General features: G+C 71.8%; 13 protein-coding genes. 11 read left to right on the top strand and 2 right to left on the bottom strand.

The genetic code is table 11. The features are described 5' to 3' along the window. Positions 1-10 precede the first annotated feature (10 nt). A complete protein-coding gene (locus tag ACZ5VD_RS12825) occupies positions 11-1,555 on the top strand; it encodes an FAD-dependent monooxygenase (protein ID WP_468682238.1) in 1,545 nt (514 codons plus the stop codon). 39 nt (positions 1,556-1,594) lie between these two features. Here the strand turns inward: ACZ5VD_RS12825 and ACZ5VD_RS12820 are convergent, their stop codons facing one another. Continuing rightward, the gene (locus ACZ5VD_RS12820; RefSeq protein ID WP_468682237.1) at positions 1,595-1,717 is read right to left on the bottom strand and encodes a hypothetical protein; all 123 of its coding nucleotides are present in this window, start codon (positions 1,715-1,717) and stop codon (positions 1,595-1,597) included. Here ACZ5VD_RS12820 and ACZ5VD_RS12815 point away from each other — a divergent pair. The 6 genes from ACZ5VD_RS12815 to ACZ5VD_RS12790 all read left to right on the top strand — a co-directional run bounded on the left by ACZ5VD_RS12815 (position 1,716) and on the right by ACZ5VD_RS12790 (position 9,527). Further along, positions 1,716-2,660 (top strand): methyltransferase, encoded by a 945-nt coding sequence (locus tag ACZ5VD_RS12815; protein ID WP_468550253.1) that lies wholly within the window; start codon positions 1,716-1,718, stop codon positions 2,658-2,660. The two genes, ACZ5VD_RS12820 and ACZ5VD_RS12815, sit on opposite strands and share 2 nt — an antisense overlap. Before the next feature lie 59 nt (positions 2,661-2,719). Continuing rightward, positions 2,720-3,697 (top strand): quinone oxidoreductase family protein, encoded by a 978-nt coding sequence (locus ACZ5VD_RS12810; protein WP_468682236.1) that lies wholly within the window; start codon positions 2,720-2,722, stop codon positions 3,695-3,697. Between the two features lie 166 nt (positions 3,698-3,863). Continuing rightward, a complete protein-coding gene (locus ACZ5VD_RS12805) occupies positions 3,864-4,841 on the top strand; it encodes a quinone oxidoreductase family protein (RefSeq protein WP_468550255.1) in 978 nt (325 codons plus the stop codon). Positions 4,842-5,069: 228 nt separating this feature from the next. After that, complete coding sequence (locus ACZ5VD_RS12800; RefSeq protein WP_468550256.1) at positions 5,070-6,635, top strand: MDR family MFS transporter; 1,566 nt, start codon at positions 5,070-5,072, stop codon at positions 6,633-6,635. 223 nt (positions 6,636-6,858) lie between these two features. Then, positions 6,859-7,923 carry a methyltransferase gene (locus ACZ5VD_RS12795; RefSeq protein WP_468682235.1) on the top strand — a complete coding sequence of 355 codons (1,065 nt, stop codon included), beginning with the start codon at positions 6,859-6,861 and terminating at the stop codon, positions 7,921-7,923. Further along, positions 7,920-9,527: an FAD-dependent oxidoreductase gene (locus ACZ5VD_RS12790; protein WP_468682234.1), complete on the top strand. Its 1,608-nt coding sequence runs from the start codon at positions 7,920-7,922 to the stop codon at positions 9,525-9,527. Before ACZ5VD_RS12795 ends, ACZ5VD_RS12790 begins: the two co-directional genes overlap by 4 nt. A gap of 356 nt (positions 9,528-9,883) precedes the next feature. Here ACZ5VD_RS12790 and ACZ5VD_RS12785 read toward each other — a convergent pair whose 3' ends face one another. Continuing rightward, complete coding sequence (locus ACZ5VD_RS12785) at positions 9,884-11,470, bottom strand: FAD-dependent monooxygenase (RefSeq protein ID WP_468682233.1); 1,587 nt, start codon at positions 11,468-11,470, stop codon at positions 9,884-9,886. Between the two features lie 250 nt (positions 11,471-11,720). On the opposite strand from ACZ5VD_RS12785, the gene ACZ5VD_RS12780 reads away from it, so the two are divergent. The 4 genes from ACZ5VD_RS12780 to ACZ5VD_RS12765 all read left to right on the top strand — a co-directional run bounded on the left by ACZ5VD_RS12780 (position 11,721) and on the right by ACZ5VD_RS12765 (position 16,851). Next, the gene (locus tag ACZ5VD_RS12780; RefSeq protein ID WP_468550260.1) at positions 11,721-12,170 is read left to right on the top strand and encodes an anthrone oxygenase family protein; all 450 of its coding nucleotides are present in this window, start codon (positions 11,721-11,723) and stop codon (positions 12,168-12,170) included. After that, positions 12,167-12,736, top strand: a complete 570-nt coding sequence (locus tag ACZ5VD_RS12775; RefSeq protein ID WP_468682232.1) for a PNPOx family protein — start codon at positions 12,167-12,169, stop codon at positions 12,734-12,736. The genes ACZ5VD_RS12780 and ACZ5VD_RS12775 overlap by 4 nt, the downstream gene beginning before the upstream one ends. After that, positions 12,733-14,610 carry an asparagine synthase (glutamine-hydrolyzing) gene (asnB, locus tag ACZ5VD_RS12770; protein WP_468682231.1) on the top strand — a complete coding sequence of 626 codons (1,878 nt, stop codon included), beginning with the start codon at positions 12,733-12,735 and terminating at the stop codon, positions 14,608-14,610. Before ACZ5VD_RS12775 ends, asnB begins: the two co-directional genes overlap by 4 nt. Positions 14,611-14,946: 336 nt before the next feature. Then, positions 14,947-16,851 (top strand): AfsR/SARP family transcriptional regulator, encoded by a 1,905-nt coding sequence (locus tag ACZ5VD_RS12765; protein ID WP_468682230.1) that lies wholly within the window; start codon positions 14,947-14,949, stop codon positions 16,849-16,851. Positions 16,852-16,928: the final 77 nt, after the last annotated feature.

Raw genomic sequence — 16,928 nt, 5'->3', positions numbered from 1 at the left:
GGGGCCACACATGGCCACCGAGACGACCGACCGCGACTTCCAGATCGACTACGACTCCGCCTACGACTTCGACGTACTCGTCGTGGGCGGCGGCCCCGTCGGCATGCTGCTCGCCGCCGAACTCCGCATCTCCCGGGTCCGGGCCGTGGTGCTGGAGCGGCTGCCCGAACGCACCCCGCACTCCAAGGCCTTCGGCCTGCACGCCCGCTCCCTGGAATCGCTCGACCGGCGCGGCCTGCTCAAACGGTTCCGCGAGGGCGCCCGCTCCTGGAACAACGGCCACTTCGCCGGGCTCGACGAGTGGGTCGACTTCTCCACCCTCGACAGCGCCCACGGCTACGCCCTGCTCTCCGAGCAGACCAGGACCGAGCGGCTCCTGGAGGAGCGCGCCGCCGAGTTCGGCGCCGACATCCGAAGGGGTCACGAGGTCACCGCCATACGCCAGGACGCCGACGGCGTCGAGGCCGAGGTGACCGGCCCCGACGGCGCCTACACCCTGCGCGCCCGGTACGCCGTGGGCTGCGACGGCGGGCGCAGCCTGGTCCGCCGGGAAGCCGGCATCGACTTCCCCGGCACCGGCGGCCGGGTCACCGCCCGGCTCGGCGACGTGATCCTCGCCGACCGGGAGAACGCCCCCATGGGCATGGAGCGCACCGAACGCGGACTGCTGTTCTGCGTACCGCTGGACGACACCTACCACCGGGTGTCCACGTTCGACTTCCAGGCCGACCGGGAGCCGGACGCGGAGCTCACCCTGGACGAGCTGACCGCGAGCCTGCGCGAGATCTGGGGCAGCGACCTCGGCGCGCACTCGCCGCGCTGGCTCTCCGTCTTCACCGACTCCGCCTGCCAGGCCGACCGTTACCGCGAGGGCCGGCTGCTGATCGCGGGCGACGCCGCCCACACCCACTTCCCGGTGGGCGGCCAGGGCGTCAACCTCGGCCTCCAGGACGCCTTCAACCTCGGCTGGAAGCTCGCCGCGAGTGTGCACGGCTGGGCTCCCGAGGACCTGCTCGACAGCTACGACCGTGAGCGCCAGGCGCCGGCCCGCAAGGTGCTGGCCAACACCCGTGCGCAGATCGCGCTGATGAACCCGGACCCGTACGTCACCCCGTTGCGCGAGCTCTTCACCGACCTCATGCGCAAGGAGCAGGTGAACCGCCATCTCGCCGAGATGCTCAGCGGCGTCACCGTCCGCTACGCGATCGACGGTCCCGAGCACCGGCTGCTCGGCGACTTCGCCCGCGACCTGGAACTGGCCACCGAGGAGGGCGACAAGTCCCTCCCCAGGTACCTGAAGCGCGGCACCGGTCTGCTGCTCGACCTGACCGACGGCTCGCAGATCGGCCAGGTGTACGAGAAGTGGGCCGCGGGTGTCGGCTGGGCCGGACGGCTCCAGCACGTCCGGGCGCAGTGCGCCCAGGAGCCGGAGCTGGCCGGTCTGCTGGTCCGCCCCGACGGCTACGTCGCCTGGGCCGCGGACCGGGACATGCCGGAGGCGGAGCAGCGGGAGTCGCTGACCACCGCCCTCACCACCTGGTTCGGCACGGTCTGACGACGGGTCCCCCCTCACGGATCCCCGGCTCCCCTTCCCTTACTGCGAGGACGACGTGATCAGTTCCCCCACCAGTCCCTCCACCAGCCCACCCACCAGCCCTTCCACCAGCCCACCCTGGTCGCAGGAGTTGCTGACGAAGAGCGACCTGATCACCCCCATGGCGATCAGAGTGGCCGCCACGCTCCGACTCTCGGACCACATGGCGGCCGGAGCGGTCGGCGTCGAGTCGCTGGCCCGCGAGGCGGGCGTGGACCCCGTCGCGCTGGGCCGGCTCCTCGGTCACCTGGTGAACGCCGGCATCTACCGCCCGCTCCCCGACGGGGGTTACGAGCCGACCGAGCTCGGCGGCCTGCTGCGCGACGACGTGCCCGGCTCTGGCCGTGACTGGCTCCGGCTGGACGGCCCGACCGGCCGGGGCGAGGCCGCGGTGTTCCGGCTGCTCGACGCCGTACGCTCCGGCACTCCCGTCTACTCCACGCTGTACGGCCGGGAGTTCTGGACGGACGTCGAGTCGGACGACGCGCTCGCGGAGTCCTTCGCCCGGCGGATGGCGGCGAGCATGCGGTGGGTGATCCCCGAGCTGCTGGCACAGGGCGACTGGAAGGCCGTACGGCATGTGGTCGACGTGGGCGGCGGCAGCGGCGAGCTGCTCGCGGCCGTCGTCGGCGCCGTCCCGGAGGCGAGGGGAACGCTCCTCGATCTGGCGGGGCCCGCGGCGGCGGCCGAGCGGGACTTCGCGGCCGCCGGACTCCAGGAGCGCTGCCGTGCCGTGGTCGGCAGCTTCTTCGATCCGCTGCCTGCCGGAGGCGACGCGTATCTGCTCTCCAACGTCCTCCTGAACTGGCCCGACGAGCGGGCGGCCGAGATCCTGCGGCGCTGCGCCGAGGCCGTCCGTCCCGGCGGCCGGGTCATGGTCCTCGAAGGGCTGCTCGACGTACAGACCGACCAGACCGATCTGGATCTGCGGATGCTCGTCTATCTGGGCGGGCGGATGCGCACCACCGAGCAGCTGCGCGAGCTGGCGGCCGAGGCCGGGCTCGCCCCGCGCCGGGTGACCGCCCTGGGCCCGGTGCGCTCGCTCGCCGAGTTCGAACCGGCCTGACTCACCCGCAACACCCCCAACGCCCCCACACGCAATGTCATTCACAGAGGAGTACGTCCATGCGTATCGTCCGGCACCACGAGTTCGGCGCGCCTTCGGTGCTGAACGTCGAAGAGACCGACAAGCCCGCCCCCGGCCCTGGTGAGGTGCTGATCCGCACCGAGGCGGTCGGCGTCAACTTCGCCGAGTGCCAGCGCCGGCAGGGCATCCCGGTCGGCGGCCCCGCCACCCTTCCCGGCTCGCCGGGCGGTGACGTGGCGGGCGTCGTCGAGCAGGTCGGCGAGGGAGTCGACCGGGTGAGCGTCGGCGACCGGGTGGTCACCGGTGTCGCCGTCGACGGGTACGCCGAGTACGTCGTCACGAACGCCGACTGGCTGTTCGCCGTCCCCGACGGGATCGACGCCGGGCAGGCCACCTCGCTGCCCATCCCCGGCCAGACCGCCTACCACGTGATCGTCACGGCGGCGAAGCTGCAGCCCGGGGAGTCCGTGCTGATCACCGCCGCGGCGGGCGGTATCGGCCATCTGCTGGTCCAGATGGCCAAGGCGCTCGGCGCGGGCCAGATCATCGCGGCGGCCCGCGGTGCGCAGAAGCTGGCGTTCGCCGCCTCGCTCGGCGCGGACGTCACCGTCGACTACAGCGAGGACGGCTGGGAGGAGAAGGTCCGGGCCGCGACCGGCGGCCGGGGCGTGGACGTCGCCCTGGAGACCGTGGGCGGGGACGTCCTCACCAAGTGTGTGAACCTCACCGCCCAGTTCGGGCGGACGGTGGTCTACGGCGCGGCGGGCGGCGAGCTGCCGGCCATCGAGGTCGGTGACATCTTCGACAACCGCACCGTCATGGGCTTCAGCATGTGGGGCGTGATGGGCAACCGGCCGGACGTCATGGCCGCGGGCGCTCGCGAGCTGCTGGACATGGTGTCGTCCGGCAAGGTCCGGCCCGTCGTGCACGCCGAGCTGCCGCTGAAGGACGCGGCGGCCGCGCACGAGCTGATGGAGTCGCGCTCCCAGCTCGGCCGCGTCGTGCTCGTTCCCTGAGTACCACGGGTTATCTGAGCATCGGCATCGATATGCACATTGACAAGCACATGCATTTACGCATGTAATTGACCTCGGTAACCCCGCACCCCCGTAACCCGGATCCCTGGGCGGAGCCGCGACGACCATCCGCGGCTCGAAAACACCTCCTAGTTGGGAGAACACCATGCGAATCGTCCGCCACTACGAGCACGGGGCCCCCTCGGTGCTGCGTGTCGAAGAGGCGGAGAAGCCGCAGCCCGGACCGGGCGAAGTGCTGATCCGCTCCGAAGCCGTCGGCGTCACGTTCGCCGAGGTACAGCGCCGCCAGGGCATCCCGATCGGCGGCCACGCCACCCTGCCCGGCGCCCCCGGCGGCGATGTCGCCGGCGTCGTCGAGGCCCTCGGTGAGGGCGTCACCACCCTCCGCGTCGGGGACCGCATCGTCGTCGACGTCGACCACAGCGCCTACGCCGACCACGTCACCGCCGACGCCGCCTGGGCCATCACCATCCCGGACACCATGGACGCCGCCGAGGCGACCCTGCTGCCCAGCCCGGCCCAGACCGCGTACCACGCCATCAAGGAGGCCGGCCAGCTCCAGCCGGGCGAGTCGATCCTGATCGACGCCGCCTCCGGGGGCGTGGGCCACCTCGCCGTGCAGATCGCCAAGGCGATGGGCGCCGGCAAGGTGATCGCCACCGCGAGCACGCAGGCCAAGCTGGATTTCGTGCGCGAGCTCGGTGCCGATGTCACCGTCAACTACACCGACGACGACTGGGACGAGCAGGTCAAGGCCGCGACCGGCGGCCGGGGCGTGGACGTCGTCCTGGAGACCGTCGGCGGGGACATCCTCACCAAGAGCGTCGCCCTCACCGCCCAGTTCGGCCGGCTGGTCTTCTACGGCTCGGCCAGCGGCGACATCCAGCCCATCCACCCGCTGCTGCTCAGCCGGATGAAGACCGTGGCGGGATTCGCCCTGTACGCCATGCTCTACAACAAGCCGGAGGCCATCGCGGCCGGTCAGCGCGACCTGTTCGACATGATCGCCACCGGCAAGGTGCGCCCGGTCGTGCACGAGCGGCTCGGCATCGAGGACGCGGTCAAGGCGCACGAACTGATGGAGGCGCGCGCCCAGTTGGGCAAGATCGTGCTCGTCCCCTGACACGGGGCCCACGACCGGCCGTCTCCCGACCGACGTGGCAGGTCACGGTCGTCCCCCGTACGTGACCGGCCACCCGCCGTACGGCACGAGAGGCACACGAGAAGCACTCGTGCCGTACGGCGCAACTCCCACGGCAATCCCCTGACGGACCCACGTCCGCAGACGACGCCGGCCACCGCGGCCGGTGGACGGGGATGGCACCCAATCCAGCCCGAAAGGCGAATCACCGTGCCCTCCCGGACCACAGGGACCGGCGGCCCGCTCACCGCCGCAGGTCCCGCACCCCAGACCCGGATCAAACCCGTCATCGCCGCCTGTCTGCTGGCCGTCTTCCTGGCCATGCTGGACTCGCAGGTCGTGGCCACCGCGCTGCCCCGCATCGTCGGGGACCTCGGCGGCCTGGAGGTGTTCGCCTGGGTGACGACCGCGTACATCATCGCCGCCAGCGTCACCACGCCCGTCTACGGCAAGCTCGGCGACCTCTTCGGCCGGAAGAAGATCTTCCTGATCGCCGTGACCGTGTTCCTCGTCGGCTCCGCGCTGAGCGGCGCGGCCCAGTCGATGGAACAGCTCATCCTGTTCCGCACCGTGCAGGGCATCGGAGCCGGCGGCCTGTTCGTCTCCGTGCTCGCCATCATCGGGGAGCTGTTCAACCCGCGCGAAGCCGCCAGGTACTTCAACCTCTTCGGCATCGTCTTCGCCCTCGCCGCGCTCTCCGGTCCCGCCGTCGGCGGTGCGCTCACCGACCTGCTGAGCTGGCACTGGGTCTTCCTGATCAACCTGCCCGTGGGCGTCGTGATCCTGGCGCTGGTCGCCACCTGTCTCCATCTGCCCAGGGTCGACCGGCCCGCGCACATCGACTACACCGGCTTCGTCCTGCTCAGCGCCTCGATCGTCGCGCTCACCCTGGCGGCCAGCTGGGGCGGGGTGAAGTACGACTGGCTGGACTGGCGGATCCTCGCACTCGGCGCGGGCGCGGTGCTGCTCGCCGTGCTGTTCGTCGGCGCCGAGCGCCGGACCACCGAACCCGTCATCCCGCTGCACCTCTTCCGCGACTCCACCTTCAGCGTCAGCGTGCTGGTGAGCGTCGCGGCGGGCATCGTCTTCCTCGGCTCGGTCAACTTCCTGGCGATCTACATCCAGGTGGTGACCGGCGCCAGCCCGACCATGTCCGGTGTGGTGCTGCTGCCCATGATGTTCGGCCTGGTCGCCTCCTCCGTGGTCAGTGGCGCGGCGATCACCAAGACCGGCCGTTACAAGTGGTACCCCGTGCTCAGCATGGCCATCGGCATCGTCGGGGCGCTGCTGCTCGCCACCATGGACACCGGGACGTCCCGGGCCGTGGTCATCGCCTACATGCTGGTCTTCGGCATCGCGGCGGGCCTGAACATGCAGGTCCTCACGATGGCGGCGCAGAACACCGCACCCCGCGAGGACATCGGCGCCGTCCACGCCACCGTGTCCTTCGCCCGCCAGCTCGGCACCACCGTGGGCATCTCGCTGTTCGCCTCGATCTTCTACAACCGGCTCACCGAGGAGATCGCCGACCGGACGCCCGCGGACGCGCTGCGCGGCATCGACCACGACGCGCTGTCCTCGACCGAGACGCTCGACAGACTCACCGAGCCCGTGCGGCACGCCGTGGAGCAGTCGTACGCCGCCGCACTCACCCCCGTGTTCCTCACCGCCGTACCGGTCCTCGTCCTGGGGCTGCTGGCAGCCCTGGCGATGAAGAACCTCCCGCTGCGCGGTGAGGACCACCAGGGGCACGAAGCGGTGGCCGAGGAGAACTGACCACGCTCCTCCGCCGCCGAGAGCCGCCCTTCCCGTACGGGGAGGGCGGCTCTCTCCCGTCCGCCTCCGCACTCCGCCCCTTCAGCGCCCTTCGAGCCCGAATCGACGGCTCGCGGACATCGTCGGCACTGCACGGCCGTACGACGCAGAACGCAGGCCGCGCCGGAACGCAGGCCGCAGGCCGCAGGCCGAAGAAGAGGCAGAGGCAGACCAGGAGGCTCGTGTGACAACGACCGAAGACCCGCAGACGGCACCGGCGGTCGATCCCGGACCGCTGATCCGGCTGACCATCGCCGACTGCGCCGCCAAAGTGCTGCACAGCGCCGTGACCCTCGGTGTGTTCGGCGCGCTCGCCGAGGGCCGCCCCGCGGACTCCGCCGAACTGGCCCGGCGTACCGGGCTGCACCACCGGATGGTCCCGGACTTCCTGGACGCGCTGGTCGGACTCGGGCTGCTGGAGCGCACGGAGGGCGGCCACTACCGCAACTCCCCGCTGGCGCAGACCTATCTGGTGCCGGACTCCTCCTCCTACCTCGGCGGCTTCGTCGAGCTCACCAACGAGACGCTGTACGGCACCTGGGGCCGGCTCACCGAGGCGCTGCGCTCCGGCGAGCCCCAGCACCTCGACCCGGACAAGGGCGGCTTCGTCGGGGACCGGCACCAGGACCCCGCCAAGATGAAACGGTTCCTCGCCGGACTCGACGCCTACAGCGACCGGATGGGCGCGGAACTCGCCCGGCGGATCGACTGGGGCCGCCACTCCTCGTTCGTCGACCTCGGCGGGGCGCGCGGCAACCTCGCGGCCGTGCTGGTGCAGGCGCACCCCCATCTGGAGGCCACCTGCTTCGATCTGGAGCGGACCCGGCCGCTGTTCACCGAACACATCGGCGGTCTGGGCCTCGCCGACCGGATCGCCTTCGCCGGCGGCGACTTCTTCGCCGACCCGGTCCCGCCGGCCGACGTCGTCGTCCTCGGCCACATCCTGCACGGCTTCGACACCGGGCGGCGGCGCGAGCTGCTCGGCCGGGTCTTCGACGCGGTGCGGCCCGGCGGCACGGTCCTCGTCTACGACCGCATGATCGACGACGACCGCAGCGACCCGGAGCGGCTGCTCAGCAGCCTGCACATGCGTCTGGTCAGCCCCGACGGCTCCGAGTACCGGGTGGCGGACTGCCGGGCCTGGCTGCGCGCGGCGGGCTTCACCGACGGTACCGCCGAGCCCCTGCTCGGCACCCACACCCTGGTCACCGCCCACAAGCCGGCAGCGGGAAGCAAGGAGGCAGCATGAAGCAGGACCAGATACCCGTGCTCATCGTCGGCGGTGGGCTGACCGGACTGTCGGCGGCCGTCTTCCTCGCCCACCACGGCGTCCGTGCCACGGTGGTGGAGCGCCACCCGGACACCTCCACCCACCCCAAGGCCCGGGCCATCAACCCGCGGACGATGGAGCTGTACCGCGCGGTCGGCATGGAGGAGCGGGTACGGGCCGGGCGCTCCCCCATCTCCGGCAACACCGACCTCGTGCACGTGGAGAGCCTCGCGGGCAAGGAACGTGTGCGGATGCCCAACGCCTCTCCCGAGGACATCGGCCGGATCAGCCCCACCCAGTGGACGCTGATCGACCAGAACCAGCTGGAGCCGATCCTGCGGGAGCGGGCGGTCGAGGCGGGCGCGGACGTCCGCTTCTCCACTCGCGTCGACGGTGTGGAGGAGGACGCGGAAGGAGTGCTGGTCCGCGTCACCGACCTTTCCACCGGAGGGAGTTCGGAGATCCGCGCCCAGTACGTGATCGCGGCGGACGGCAGCCGCAGTCCGCTGCGCGAGATGCTGGGCATCGGGGCGCACGGGCGGGGCACCATCACCGACCTCGTCAGCTTCTTCTTCGAGGCGGACCTGACCGAGGTGCTGCGCAGCCGCCGGATCATCGCGGCGTACGTCAACAACCCCGAGGTGCGCGGCACGATCATCCCCATCGACAACGACCGCCGCTGGGTCATCAACGTCTCCTTCTCCCCCGAACAGGGCCAGCGCGCCGCGGACTTCACCGAGGAGCGCTGCACCGCCCTGGTGCGGGCCGCGGTCGGGGTGCCCGACCTGCCGTTGAAGATCGAGTCGGTGGACATGCCCGCGTGGGACATCTCCGCGCGCGTGGCGGACACCTTCGCGACCCGCCGGGTGTTCGTCGCCGGTGACGCCGCCCATGTGATGCCGCCCACCGGGGCGTTCGGCGCCAGCACCGGTATCCAGGACGCGTACAACCTGGCCTGGAAGCTGGCCCTGGTGCTGTCCGGCACGGCCGGTTCCGGGCTGCTGGAGAGCTACGACGCCGAGCGGCGGCCGGTGGCCGAGGAGACCGTCCGGCAGGCGATGCTGCGGTTCGCGGTGCGGGAGGGCAAGCAGTACCAGGAGGTCGCCGCCGAGCTGCTGGACGAGACGACGATGACGTTCGGGTACTGCTACCGGGCCGGTGCCTTCGCCGCGGAGGAGGGGGCTCCGGACACGATCGTCGAGGACCCGGAACATCCCGGCGCACGGCCCGGAGCGCGGGCTCCGCACCTCGAACTCTCCGGTCCCAAGGGCCCCGTGTCCGTCATCGATCTGTACGGCGACGGGTTCACCCTGCTCGTCGACGAGGTCGCTGGGCGCTGGCCCGGGGCGGTGGAAGAGGAGGCCGGGCGGCTGGGCGTCGACCTGAAGGTCGTCCGTATCGGGCGCGGCACGCGGCTGTGGGACCAGGACGGGTCCTTCCGGCGCCGCTACGGCCTGTTGGCGGGCGGGGCGGTTCTGGTGCGGCCCGACGGGTTTGTCGCCTGGCGCACCACGGCCGGCCGTACAGGTCCCGTGGACCGCTCGGCGGTCGACGCGTTGCGGACGATTCTCGATCGCCGGTAGCTCCGCTGCGGAAGCGGTTGTGGGCGGCTGCGGGTCCGGTGGGGGCTGGTCGCGCAGTTCCCCGCGCCCCCATGCGGGCTGCGCCCGCCGGGGGCTGGTCGCGCCCTTGCGGCGGTAGCCGCACATGTCACAGCCCCGCGCCCCCATGCGGGCTGCGCCCGCCGGGGGCTGGTCGTGCCCGTGCGGCGGGACCGTACATGTCACAGCCCCGCGCCCCTTTGCGGGCTGCGCCCGCCAGGGGGTCGGTCGGTTGCGAGTGGGTGGGGGCTGGTCGTGCCCGTGCGGCGGAGCCGTACATGTCACGGCCGCGGTGCTCCTTTTCGGAGCACCGCGGCCGTGGTGTGTGCGGGGCGGGGTTACGTGGTGGGGCGTCGCAGCAGGGTGTCGAGTACCGCTGTCAGGGACTTGGTGGGGTCGGGCGCCGGGCCCGGGCTGCGCCAGGCGATGAAGCCGTCGGGGCGGAGCAGTACCGCGCCGGCGGCTTCGATGCCGTAGCGGGTGAGGAAGTGGGTGACGGTCTCCGGGGGTTCCTCCGTGCCGACGCGGTGGAAGGAGACGCCCCGCAGCACCTCGGCGGCCGGCTGCCATGCGCTGCCTTCGGGGCCGGTCAGGAGCCAGAAGTCGCCGTCCAGGAGGTCGTGCAGGGGGACTTCCTTGCCCTGGCGGACCAGGGGGAGGTGCGGGGCGCGGGTGCCGGGGCGGCCCGTGGGGGTCGTCGGGTCCTCGACCGCCGTGGCGTCGTCGTCGCCTGCCTCCCGCAGGACCGCGTCCGAGCGGTACACGTGGCCGAAGAGGACCGTGGTCTCGGGGCGGTGGCGGGCCGCGGCCGCCTCGTCGAGGCCGCTGCGCTGGAGGTAACGGATGACGCCCTGGTCCACGGTGAACTCGGCCACCGGGGCCCGTTCCTGTTCGTAGGTGTCCAGCAGGTCGGGACCCGCCTCCCCGCGCAGCACCAGCGCCAGCTTCCACGCCAGGTTGTGCGCGTCCTGGATGCCCATGTTGCCGCCGAACCCCCCGGTGGGCGGCATGACGTGCGCGCAGTCGCCGGCCAGCAGCACCCGCCCGGAGCGGAACCGGTCCGCCACCCAGGCGGCGATCTCCCAGCTCGTCGCGGACTCCACCTCGACCGGCAGGTCGGAGACCCCTACGGCGGCCCGCACCAGCTCCACGCAGTCCTCGGTGCCGTACCCGCGATGGTCGGACCCGGGCGGCAGGCTCGGCGCCAGGACCCAGCGGTCGGAGTCCGCGCCGCCGAGCTTGCCGAGTACGCCCTTGACCTGCGGGTTGCTGACGAAGCAGAGGAAGAAGGCGCGGCCCGCCACGTACGGGTCGAGGTCGGCGTGGAAGACGACGTTCATCTGCCGGCCGAACACGCCCTGCCCGTGATGGCCGATGCCGAGTGACTCACGGATGGGTGCCCGTGAGCCGTCGGCCGCCACCAGGTAGCGGGCTCGTACGGTCCGTTCCGAGCCGTCGCCCAGGTCGCGCAGTACGGCCGTGACGCCCTCCGCGTCCTGGGTGAACCCCGTCATCTCGGTGGCGAACCGGATGTCCGCGCCGAGTTCCTCGGCCCCGTCCCGCAGCACCGGTTCGAGCCGGTCCTGCCCGATCAGCGTCCAGCCGGTGGTGCCCACGTCGTTCGGGTCGTGACGGAACGGCCCGTCGAAGCGCCCGAGTTCGGGCCCGGTGAGGGACTCCGCCTGGAGGATGTCGCCGTACTGGGCGTGCGGGTTCTCCCGGGCCCGTACCGCGTCCTCGAGGCCGAGGGCGCGCAGCAGCTCCATGGTGCGCGGGCTCGCGGCCTGCGCCCGGGGGTGCGCCGAGATCTCCGCGTGCCGTTCCACCAGCAGCGGCCGGATGCCCTGCCGGGCGAGGAACAGGGCCTGGGCGAGGCCCACCATGCTGCCGCCCACGATGAGTACTTCGGTCGTCTCGTCCGCCATACCGGCTCCTGAGGATGGGAGGGGCAATGCCCTCGGGTTCGCACCCGGGTTCGCCCTCGGATTCGCGCTCGGGGTTCGGCGGCCGATGCAACACCCGCCCCCTCGAACCGGGCTCGCGGCGCGGGCGAACGGGGCCTGTGCGGAGCGGCGCGCTCCCAGGGGGATTCGAGTGCCGTCCGAGGTGCGGCTGACAGGTTCGAGCTGTTCCAGGCCCGAAGTGCGGGGCAAGGCTCGAAGGAGGGCGAAAGCGGTGGTGGAGGCTTTGAGTGTGCTGGTGCTGACGGGCACCGGCCTGGTGGCGGGGGTGCTCTTCGCGGTGGCGGTGAGCGTGATGCCCGCGCTGATCGCGATGACGCCGGAGCGTTACGTGTCCACGCACATCCTGCTCGGCAGACGCTACGACCGGATCATGCCGTTCATCGTCACCGGCTCCACGGCCGTCGACGTGGGGTTCGCGATCCGCGCCTCGGGCGGCCCCCGGGTGCTGTTCGCGGCCGCCGCCGTCTGCATGGCCGGGGTGGCCGTGGTCTCGCAGACCAGGAACGTGCCGATCAACCGGACGGTCAAGCGGACCCGGCCCGAGGACCTGGGCGCCGGCTGGCGGGATCCCCGTCCGGCCTGGCGCGACTGGCACCTGGTGCGCACCTGCCTCGCGATCGCGGGCTGTGCGCTGACGGCCCTCGCGGTGGTGCTGACGTGAGCCCCGCCGTCGTACGCGATCTGCCGGAGGGGGAGGAGCGAGCGGCGGCCGACGCCCGGATGCGGGAGCTGCTGTCCGGTCCCGAGCCCGGTCCGGTGGCCGAGCGGCTCGCGCTGCTGCACTTCACGGGACGGCGCAGCGGACGGCCGTACACCGTGCCCGCCGGGGTGCACGCCCTCGGCGGCGCGCTGGTGGTCGCGACCGGCAGCGGCTGGCGGCACAACTTCGCGGGCGGCGCGGAAGGTGAGCTGACCTGGCGCGGGCGGCGGCGGCCGGTGCGGTTCGCGCTGGTCGACGACGCGGAGCGCACCGCGCGCGGCTATCTGGAGCTGTACCGCGGATACGGGGAGGCGGCCCCGCGCCGGCTGGGCATCGCGGTGCGCGGCGAAGGGGCGCCGGGGCTCTACGAGTTCCGGGAGGCCGTCGTCCGCCACGGGCTCTGTCTGGTGGAGGTCACCCACCTCCCGGCCTCCGACAGCACCTCCACTTCAGGCACTTCAGGTGCTTCAGGCAGGTCAGATACATCAGGCACCTCACACGCAGCGAACGAGAGGACACCACGATGAGCGGAATCGCCGGCTGGGTGGACTTCGAGCGGGACCTGACGCCCGAGGCGCCCACCGTACGGGCGATGGCGGCGGCGCTGGCGCACCGCGGCCCCGACGGTTCGGGCGAGTGGATCGAGGGGCATGCCGCGCTGGCCCACCGGCGGCTCGCGCTGCTCGACCCGGAGCACGGTGCGCAGCCGGCCGTCATGGAGTCCGAGGCCGGGCGCCCGGTGGCCGTGCTGACCCTGGACGGGGCGATCACCAACCACACCGAGCTGCGCCGCGAACTGGCCGCCAAGGGGCACCGGTTCGCCGGGCGCGGCGACGCGGAGGTGGCGCTGCACGCCTATCTGGAGTGGGGTGCCACGTTCCCGGAGCGGCTGGAGGGGCTGTTCGCCCTGGCCGTGTGGGACGTACGGCGGCATGAACTGCTGCTGGTCCGCGACCGGTTGGGAGTGAAGCCGCTGTGCTACTTCCTGACCCCGTCCGGGGTGGTCTTCGGCTCCGAGCCCAAGGCGCTGCTGGCCCATACGGCGGTGGCGCCGGTGGTCGACGCCGACGGGCTGCGGGAACTGTTCGCGCACAGCCGCAAGCCGGGCACCGGGGTCTTCCGCGGGACGCGCGAGGTGCTGCCAGGCCACACGATGACCGTGCGCGCGCCGGGCACCGGTCACCGGCGCTACTGGTCGCTGCCCGCCCGGCCGCACACCGACAGCCTGGAGACCACCGTCGCCACCGTGCGGGGTCTGCTGTCGGAGGCGGTGGCCGCGCATCTGCGGGCGGACGTGCCGGTCGGCGCGATGCTCTCCGGAGGGATCGACTCCAGCGCGCTGACCGCGCTCGCGGCCCGTGAGAGGCAGGCGGCGGGGGGCGGCGCACTCCGCTCGTTCTCGGTGAACTTCGCGGGCTACGCGGAGAACTTCGAGCCGCATCCGACCATGCGCGCCACCCCGGACGCCCCCTACGCGGCCCTCGCGGCCGAACACATCGGCACCGAGCACACCGAGATCCTGCTCGACACCGCGGCACTCGCCGACCCGCAGACGCACGCCGCCGCGCTGCGCAGCCAGGACGTGCCCTCCCCGCTCGGCGACATGGACGTCTCGCTGCTGCTGTTCTTCGAGGCCCTGCGCGGCGCCGGCATCCCGGCCGTGCTCTCGGGGGAGACCGCCGACGAGGTGTTCAACGGCTACTTCTGGGCCTACGACGCGGGCCACAGCAACTCCACGACCTTCCCGTGGGTCTCCTTCGAGCGCGGGCACGACGCCGCCGCGGGCGGTCTCGGCTGCTCGCTGGTGGACCGTACGCTCCGCAAGGAGCTGGACTTCATGGAGTACGCCGACCAGCACTACCGGGACGCCCTCACCGAGGTGCCGCGGCTGGCGGGGGAGGGGCCCGCAGAGCGCCGGGCGCGCGAGGTCACCTATCTGGCGCTGACCCGCTGGGCCCCGACCCATCTGGACCGGGCGGACCGGATGAGCATGGCGCACGGGGTGCAGCTGCGGCCGCCGTTCTGCGACCGGGCGCTGGTCGAGTACGTCTACAACGTGCCGGCCGAGCTGAAGCGGGTGAACGGCCAGGAGAAGAGCCTGCTGCGCGCCGCCGTCGCCGATCTGCTGCCGGAGCGGGTGCTCAACCGGCCCAAGAGCGCCTACCCGACCGTCCAGGAGGCCGCGTACGGGGAGTTCGTGCGCCACCGCTTCGGGGACCTGGCCGAGGACCGGTCGGCCCCGGTCGCCCCGCTGCTCGACGCCGAGGCGACCCGTGCGGCGCTGGGCGCGGCGGCGGCACCCAGCGGCGCCTTCGCGTGGGTGGAGCGGGCCAGCATGGAGATGGTGCTGCAGTTGAACACCTGGCTGGCGGAGTACCGGGTCGCCCTGCGGCTGCAATAAATGTGCACCTTGTCATCCTTGTGTGTGAAGTAATATGATGACTCGGATGGACAAAGGGAACGCGGTATTCGGAACGGAATTCTGCGTTCCATATTCCATTCCGGCCGTGCGCAAGGTTCGTTGAATTCAGTCCTATTTTCGGCGAAAGCGTTCCCGGTAAAGGAAAGGCAATATTTCCCGCCTGAAGGCGCAGTGGATGTTTCGCCAAAATAGGACTGACGCAGGAAGGTGAATACCGACAGGCTTGCCAAATATCAGGCCCATCGATGGCCGCCACCCCACAAAGGCGGCGCACTCAGGGGGAATGCAGTGATAGAGATCGGTCTGCTGGGATCCATGCGAGTACGCAGGAACGGGGAGGACGTCACACCGTCGGCCCCCAAACTGCGTCAGGTACTGGCCCTGCTGGTGCTCAATGCCAACTCGCTGGTCAGCGTGGACCAGCTGTGCGAGGAGCTGTGGGAGGATCGGCCGCCGCTCAGCGCGCTGACCACCTTGCAAACCTACATTTATCAACTGCGCCGCAGACTGCTGCTGGCCACCGGACAGCACGGCGCGCCATTCGGAACCCGTCCGCCGCACGGCTACCCCGCACTCCTGACCAGGGTGGGTGGGTACGAACTGCGCCTGGAGGACAAACAGTCGGTGGACGCCTACCGTTTCGAGCAGCTCACCGAGCAGGGTATGGCCCGGCACCGCACCGGTGCCGGGGACGAGGCGGCCCGCACACTGAAGGAAGCCCTTTCCCTGTGGCAGGGCGGAGCTCTGGTCGACGTCATTGCCGGACGCCGGCTTTCGGCCTGGTCGACCCAGCTTGAGGAGCGCCGCAAGAGCGTCCAGGAGCAACGTTTCTCCTTGGAGCTGGACCTCGGCCGTCACCACGCCGTGCTGGACGAGCTGGCCGAGGCATTCCGCGCCCATCCGACCCACGAGGCGTTCGCCGGACAGCTCATGCGGGCGCTGCACCGCTGCGGTCGCCGGCCGGACGCCCTCAACACCTTCCGCACCCTGCGCGGTCATCTCGTCGAGGAACTGGGCCTGGAGCCCTCGGCCCAACTCCAGCGCCTCCACCAGGAGGTGCTCGCGGACCGCGGTCATCTCAGGGGGCCGGTCAAGACCGAGGCCGCCCCCGCCCCACGCAGGCCCGTGCCCGGACCGGCCCAACTTCCCGCCGACATCGGTGACTTCGTCGGCCGGGAACGGGAACTGGACCAGCTGGAGACCTTCCTCGGCTCGGACCGGGCCAGCACCGGCATGCGGGTGGTGGAGGTCCACGGCCCGCCCGGCGTCGGCAAGAGCGCGTTCGCCGTCCGTGCCGCGCACCGGCTGCGCCCGCGCTTTCCCGACGGACAGCTCTTCATCGACCTGTCCGCCGTGGGCGAGGGCTCCCAGCAGCTCGCCGACGTGCTGTCGGCCTGCCTCGGCGCGTGTGGCGTCCAACGCGAGAAACAGCCCGCCGGACTCGACGAGCTCAGCCGGCTCTTCCGCACCTGGACCGCCGACCGCAGGGTGCTGGTCGTGGTCGACGACGTGCTCACCGCCTCCCAGATCCGTGCCGTACTGCCGGGCGGCTCCGGCTGCGCGGTGATCGCCACCAACCGCTACCGGGCGCACAGCCTCTCCACCGGACGCAAGATCGTGCTCAACGCCCTGTCGGGGGAGGAGTCCCTCCAGCTGTACGACCGGGTCGCCGGGGAGCGGTCCCGGCAGGACGACCCCGCCGCCGTGCACGAGCTGATGGGCCTGTGCGAGGGACTGCCCCTGGCGATCCGGGCGGTGTCCGGTCGGCTCACCGCCCGGCCGGGCTGGTCGGCCGGGCGGCTGGCGGTGCGGCTGCGCGGCAACCACCGGATGCTGCTCGAACTCCCCGCCGGGACCCAGTCGTTGATGACCACGGTGGCCGCCAGTCACCGGCATCTTCCCGTTCCCTCCCAGGAGTTGCTGCACCTGCTGCTGCAGCGCGAGCGCCCCCGCTGGAGCCTCGACGAGGTGATCGCACGGCTGCGCCCGGGCACCGGTGACACCGAGACGCTTCTCGACTACCTCGTCGACGTCCATCTCGTACGGGAACACCTGGCACCGGGTGCCCAGCCCCTGTACTCCGTGCCCCGGCTCACCCGGCAGGCCCTGATCCTCCTGCTGCGGGGCACACACGCGGCAGACGTACCGAACGGCCGGACGGCGGCGGTGGGCTGCGCCGGCTCGCGTATCACCCTGATGAAGGCCGGGGTCCACGGGTAGAGGCCCTCTCCGACGGCCCGCGGCGCTTTCTGCGCGGCGGGCCGTTGTTGTACGTCCGGGGTCTGGTGGGCCGTGTC

The organism is Streptomyces sp. NPDC032822, assembly GCF_055578825.1.
The sequence above is the reverse complement of the archived record's forward strand: the minus strand, read 5'-3'. Positions and strand labels throughout refer to the sequence as shown.

Excerpts from the sequence above, each read along its gene's own strand:
- ACZ5VD_RS12825 (WP_468682238.1), top strand. The coding sequence starts at position 11 with ATGGCCACCGAGACGACCGACCGCGACTTCCAGATCGACTACGACTCC.
- ACZ5VD_RS12765 (WP_468682230.1), top strand. The coding sequence starts at position 14,947 with ATGCGAGTACGCAGGAACGGGGAGGACGTCACACCGTCGGCCCCCAAA.
- ACZ5VD_RS12805 (WP_468550255.1), top strand. The coding sequence starts at position 3,864 with ATGCGAATCGTCCGCCACTACGAGCACGGGGCCCCCTCGGTGCTGCGT.
- ACZ5VD_RS12820 (WP_468682237.1), bottom strand. The coding sequence starts at position 1,717 with ATGGGGGTGATCAGGTCGCTCTTCGTCAGCAACTCCTGCGACCAGGGT.
- ACZ5VD_RS12815 (WP_468550253.1), top strand. The coding sequence starts at position 1,716 with ATGGCGATCAGAGTGGCCGCCACGCTCCGACTCTCGGACCACATGGCG.
- asnB (WP_468682231.1), top strand. The coding sequence starts at position 12,733 with ATGAGCGGAATCGCCGGCTGGGTGGACTTCGAGCGGGACCTGACGCCC.
- ACZ5VD_RS12810 (WP_468682236.1), top strand. The coding sequence starts at position 2,720 with ATGCGTATCGTCCGGCACCACGAGTTCGGCGCGCCTTCGGTGCTGAAC.
- ACZ5VD_RS12785 (WP_468682233.1), bottom strand. The coding sequence starts at position 11,470 with ATGGCGGACGAGACGACCGAAGTACTCATCGTGGGCGGCAGCATGGTG.
- ACZ5VD_RS12790 (WP_468682234.1), top strand. The coding sequence starts at position 7,920 with ATGAAGCAGGACCAGATACCCGTGCTCATCGTCGGCGGTGGGCTGACC.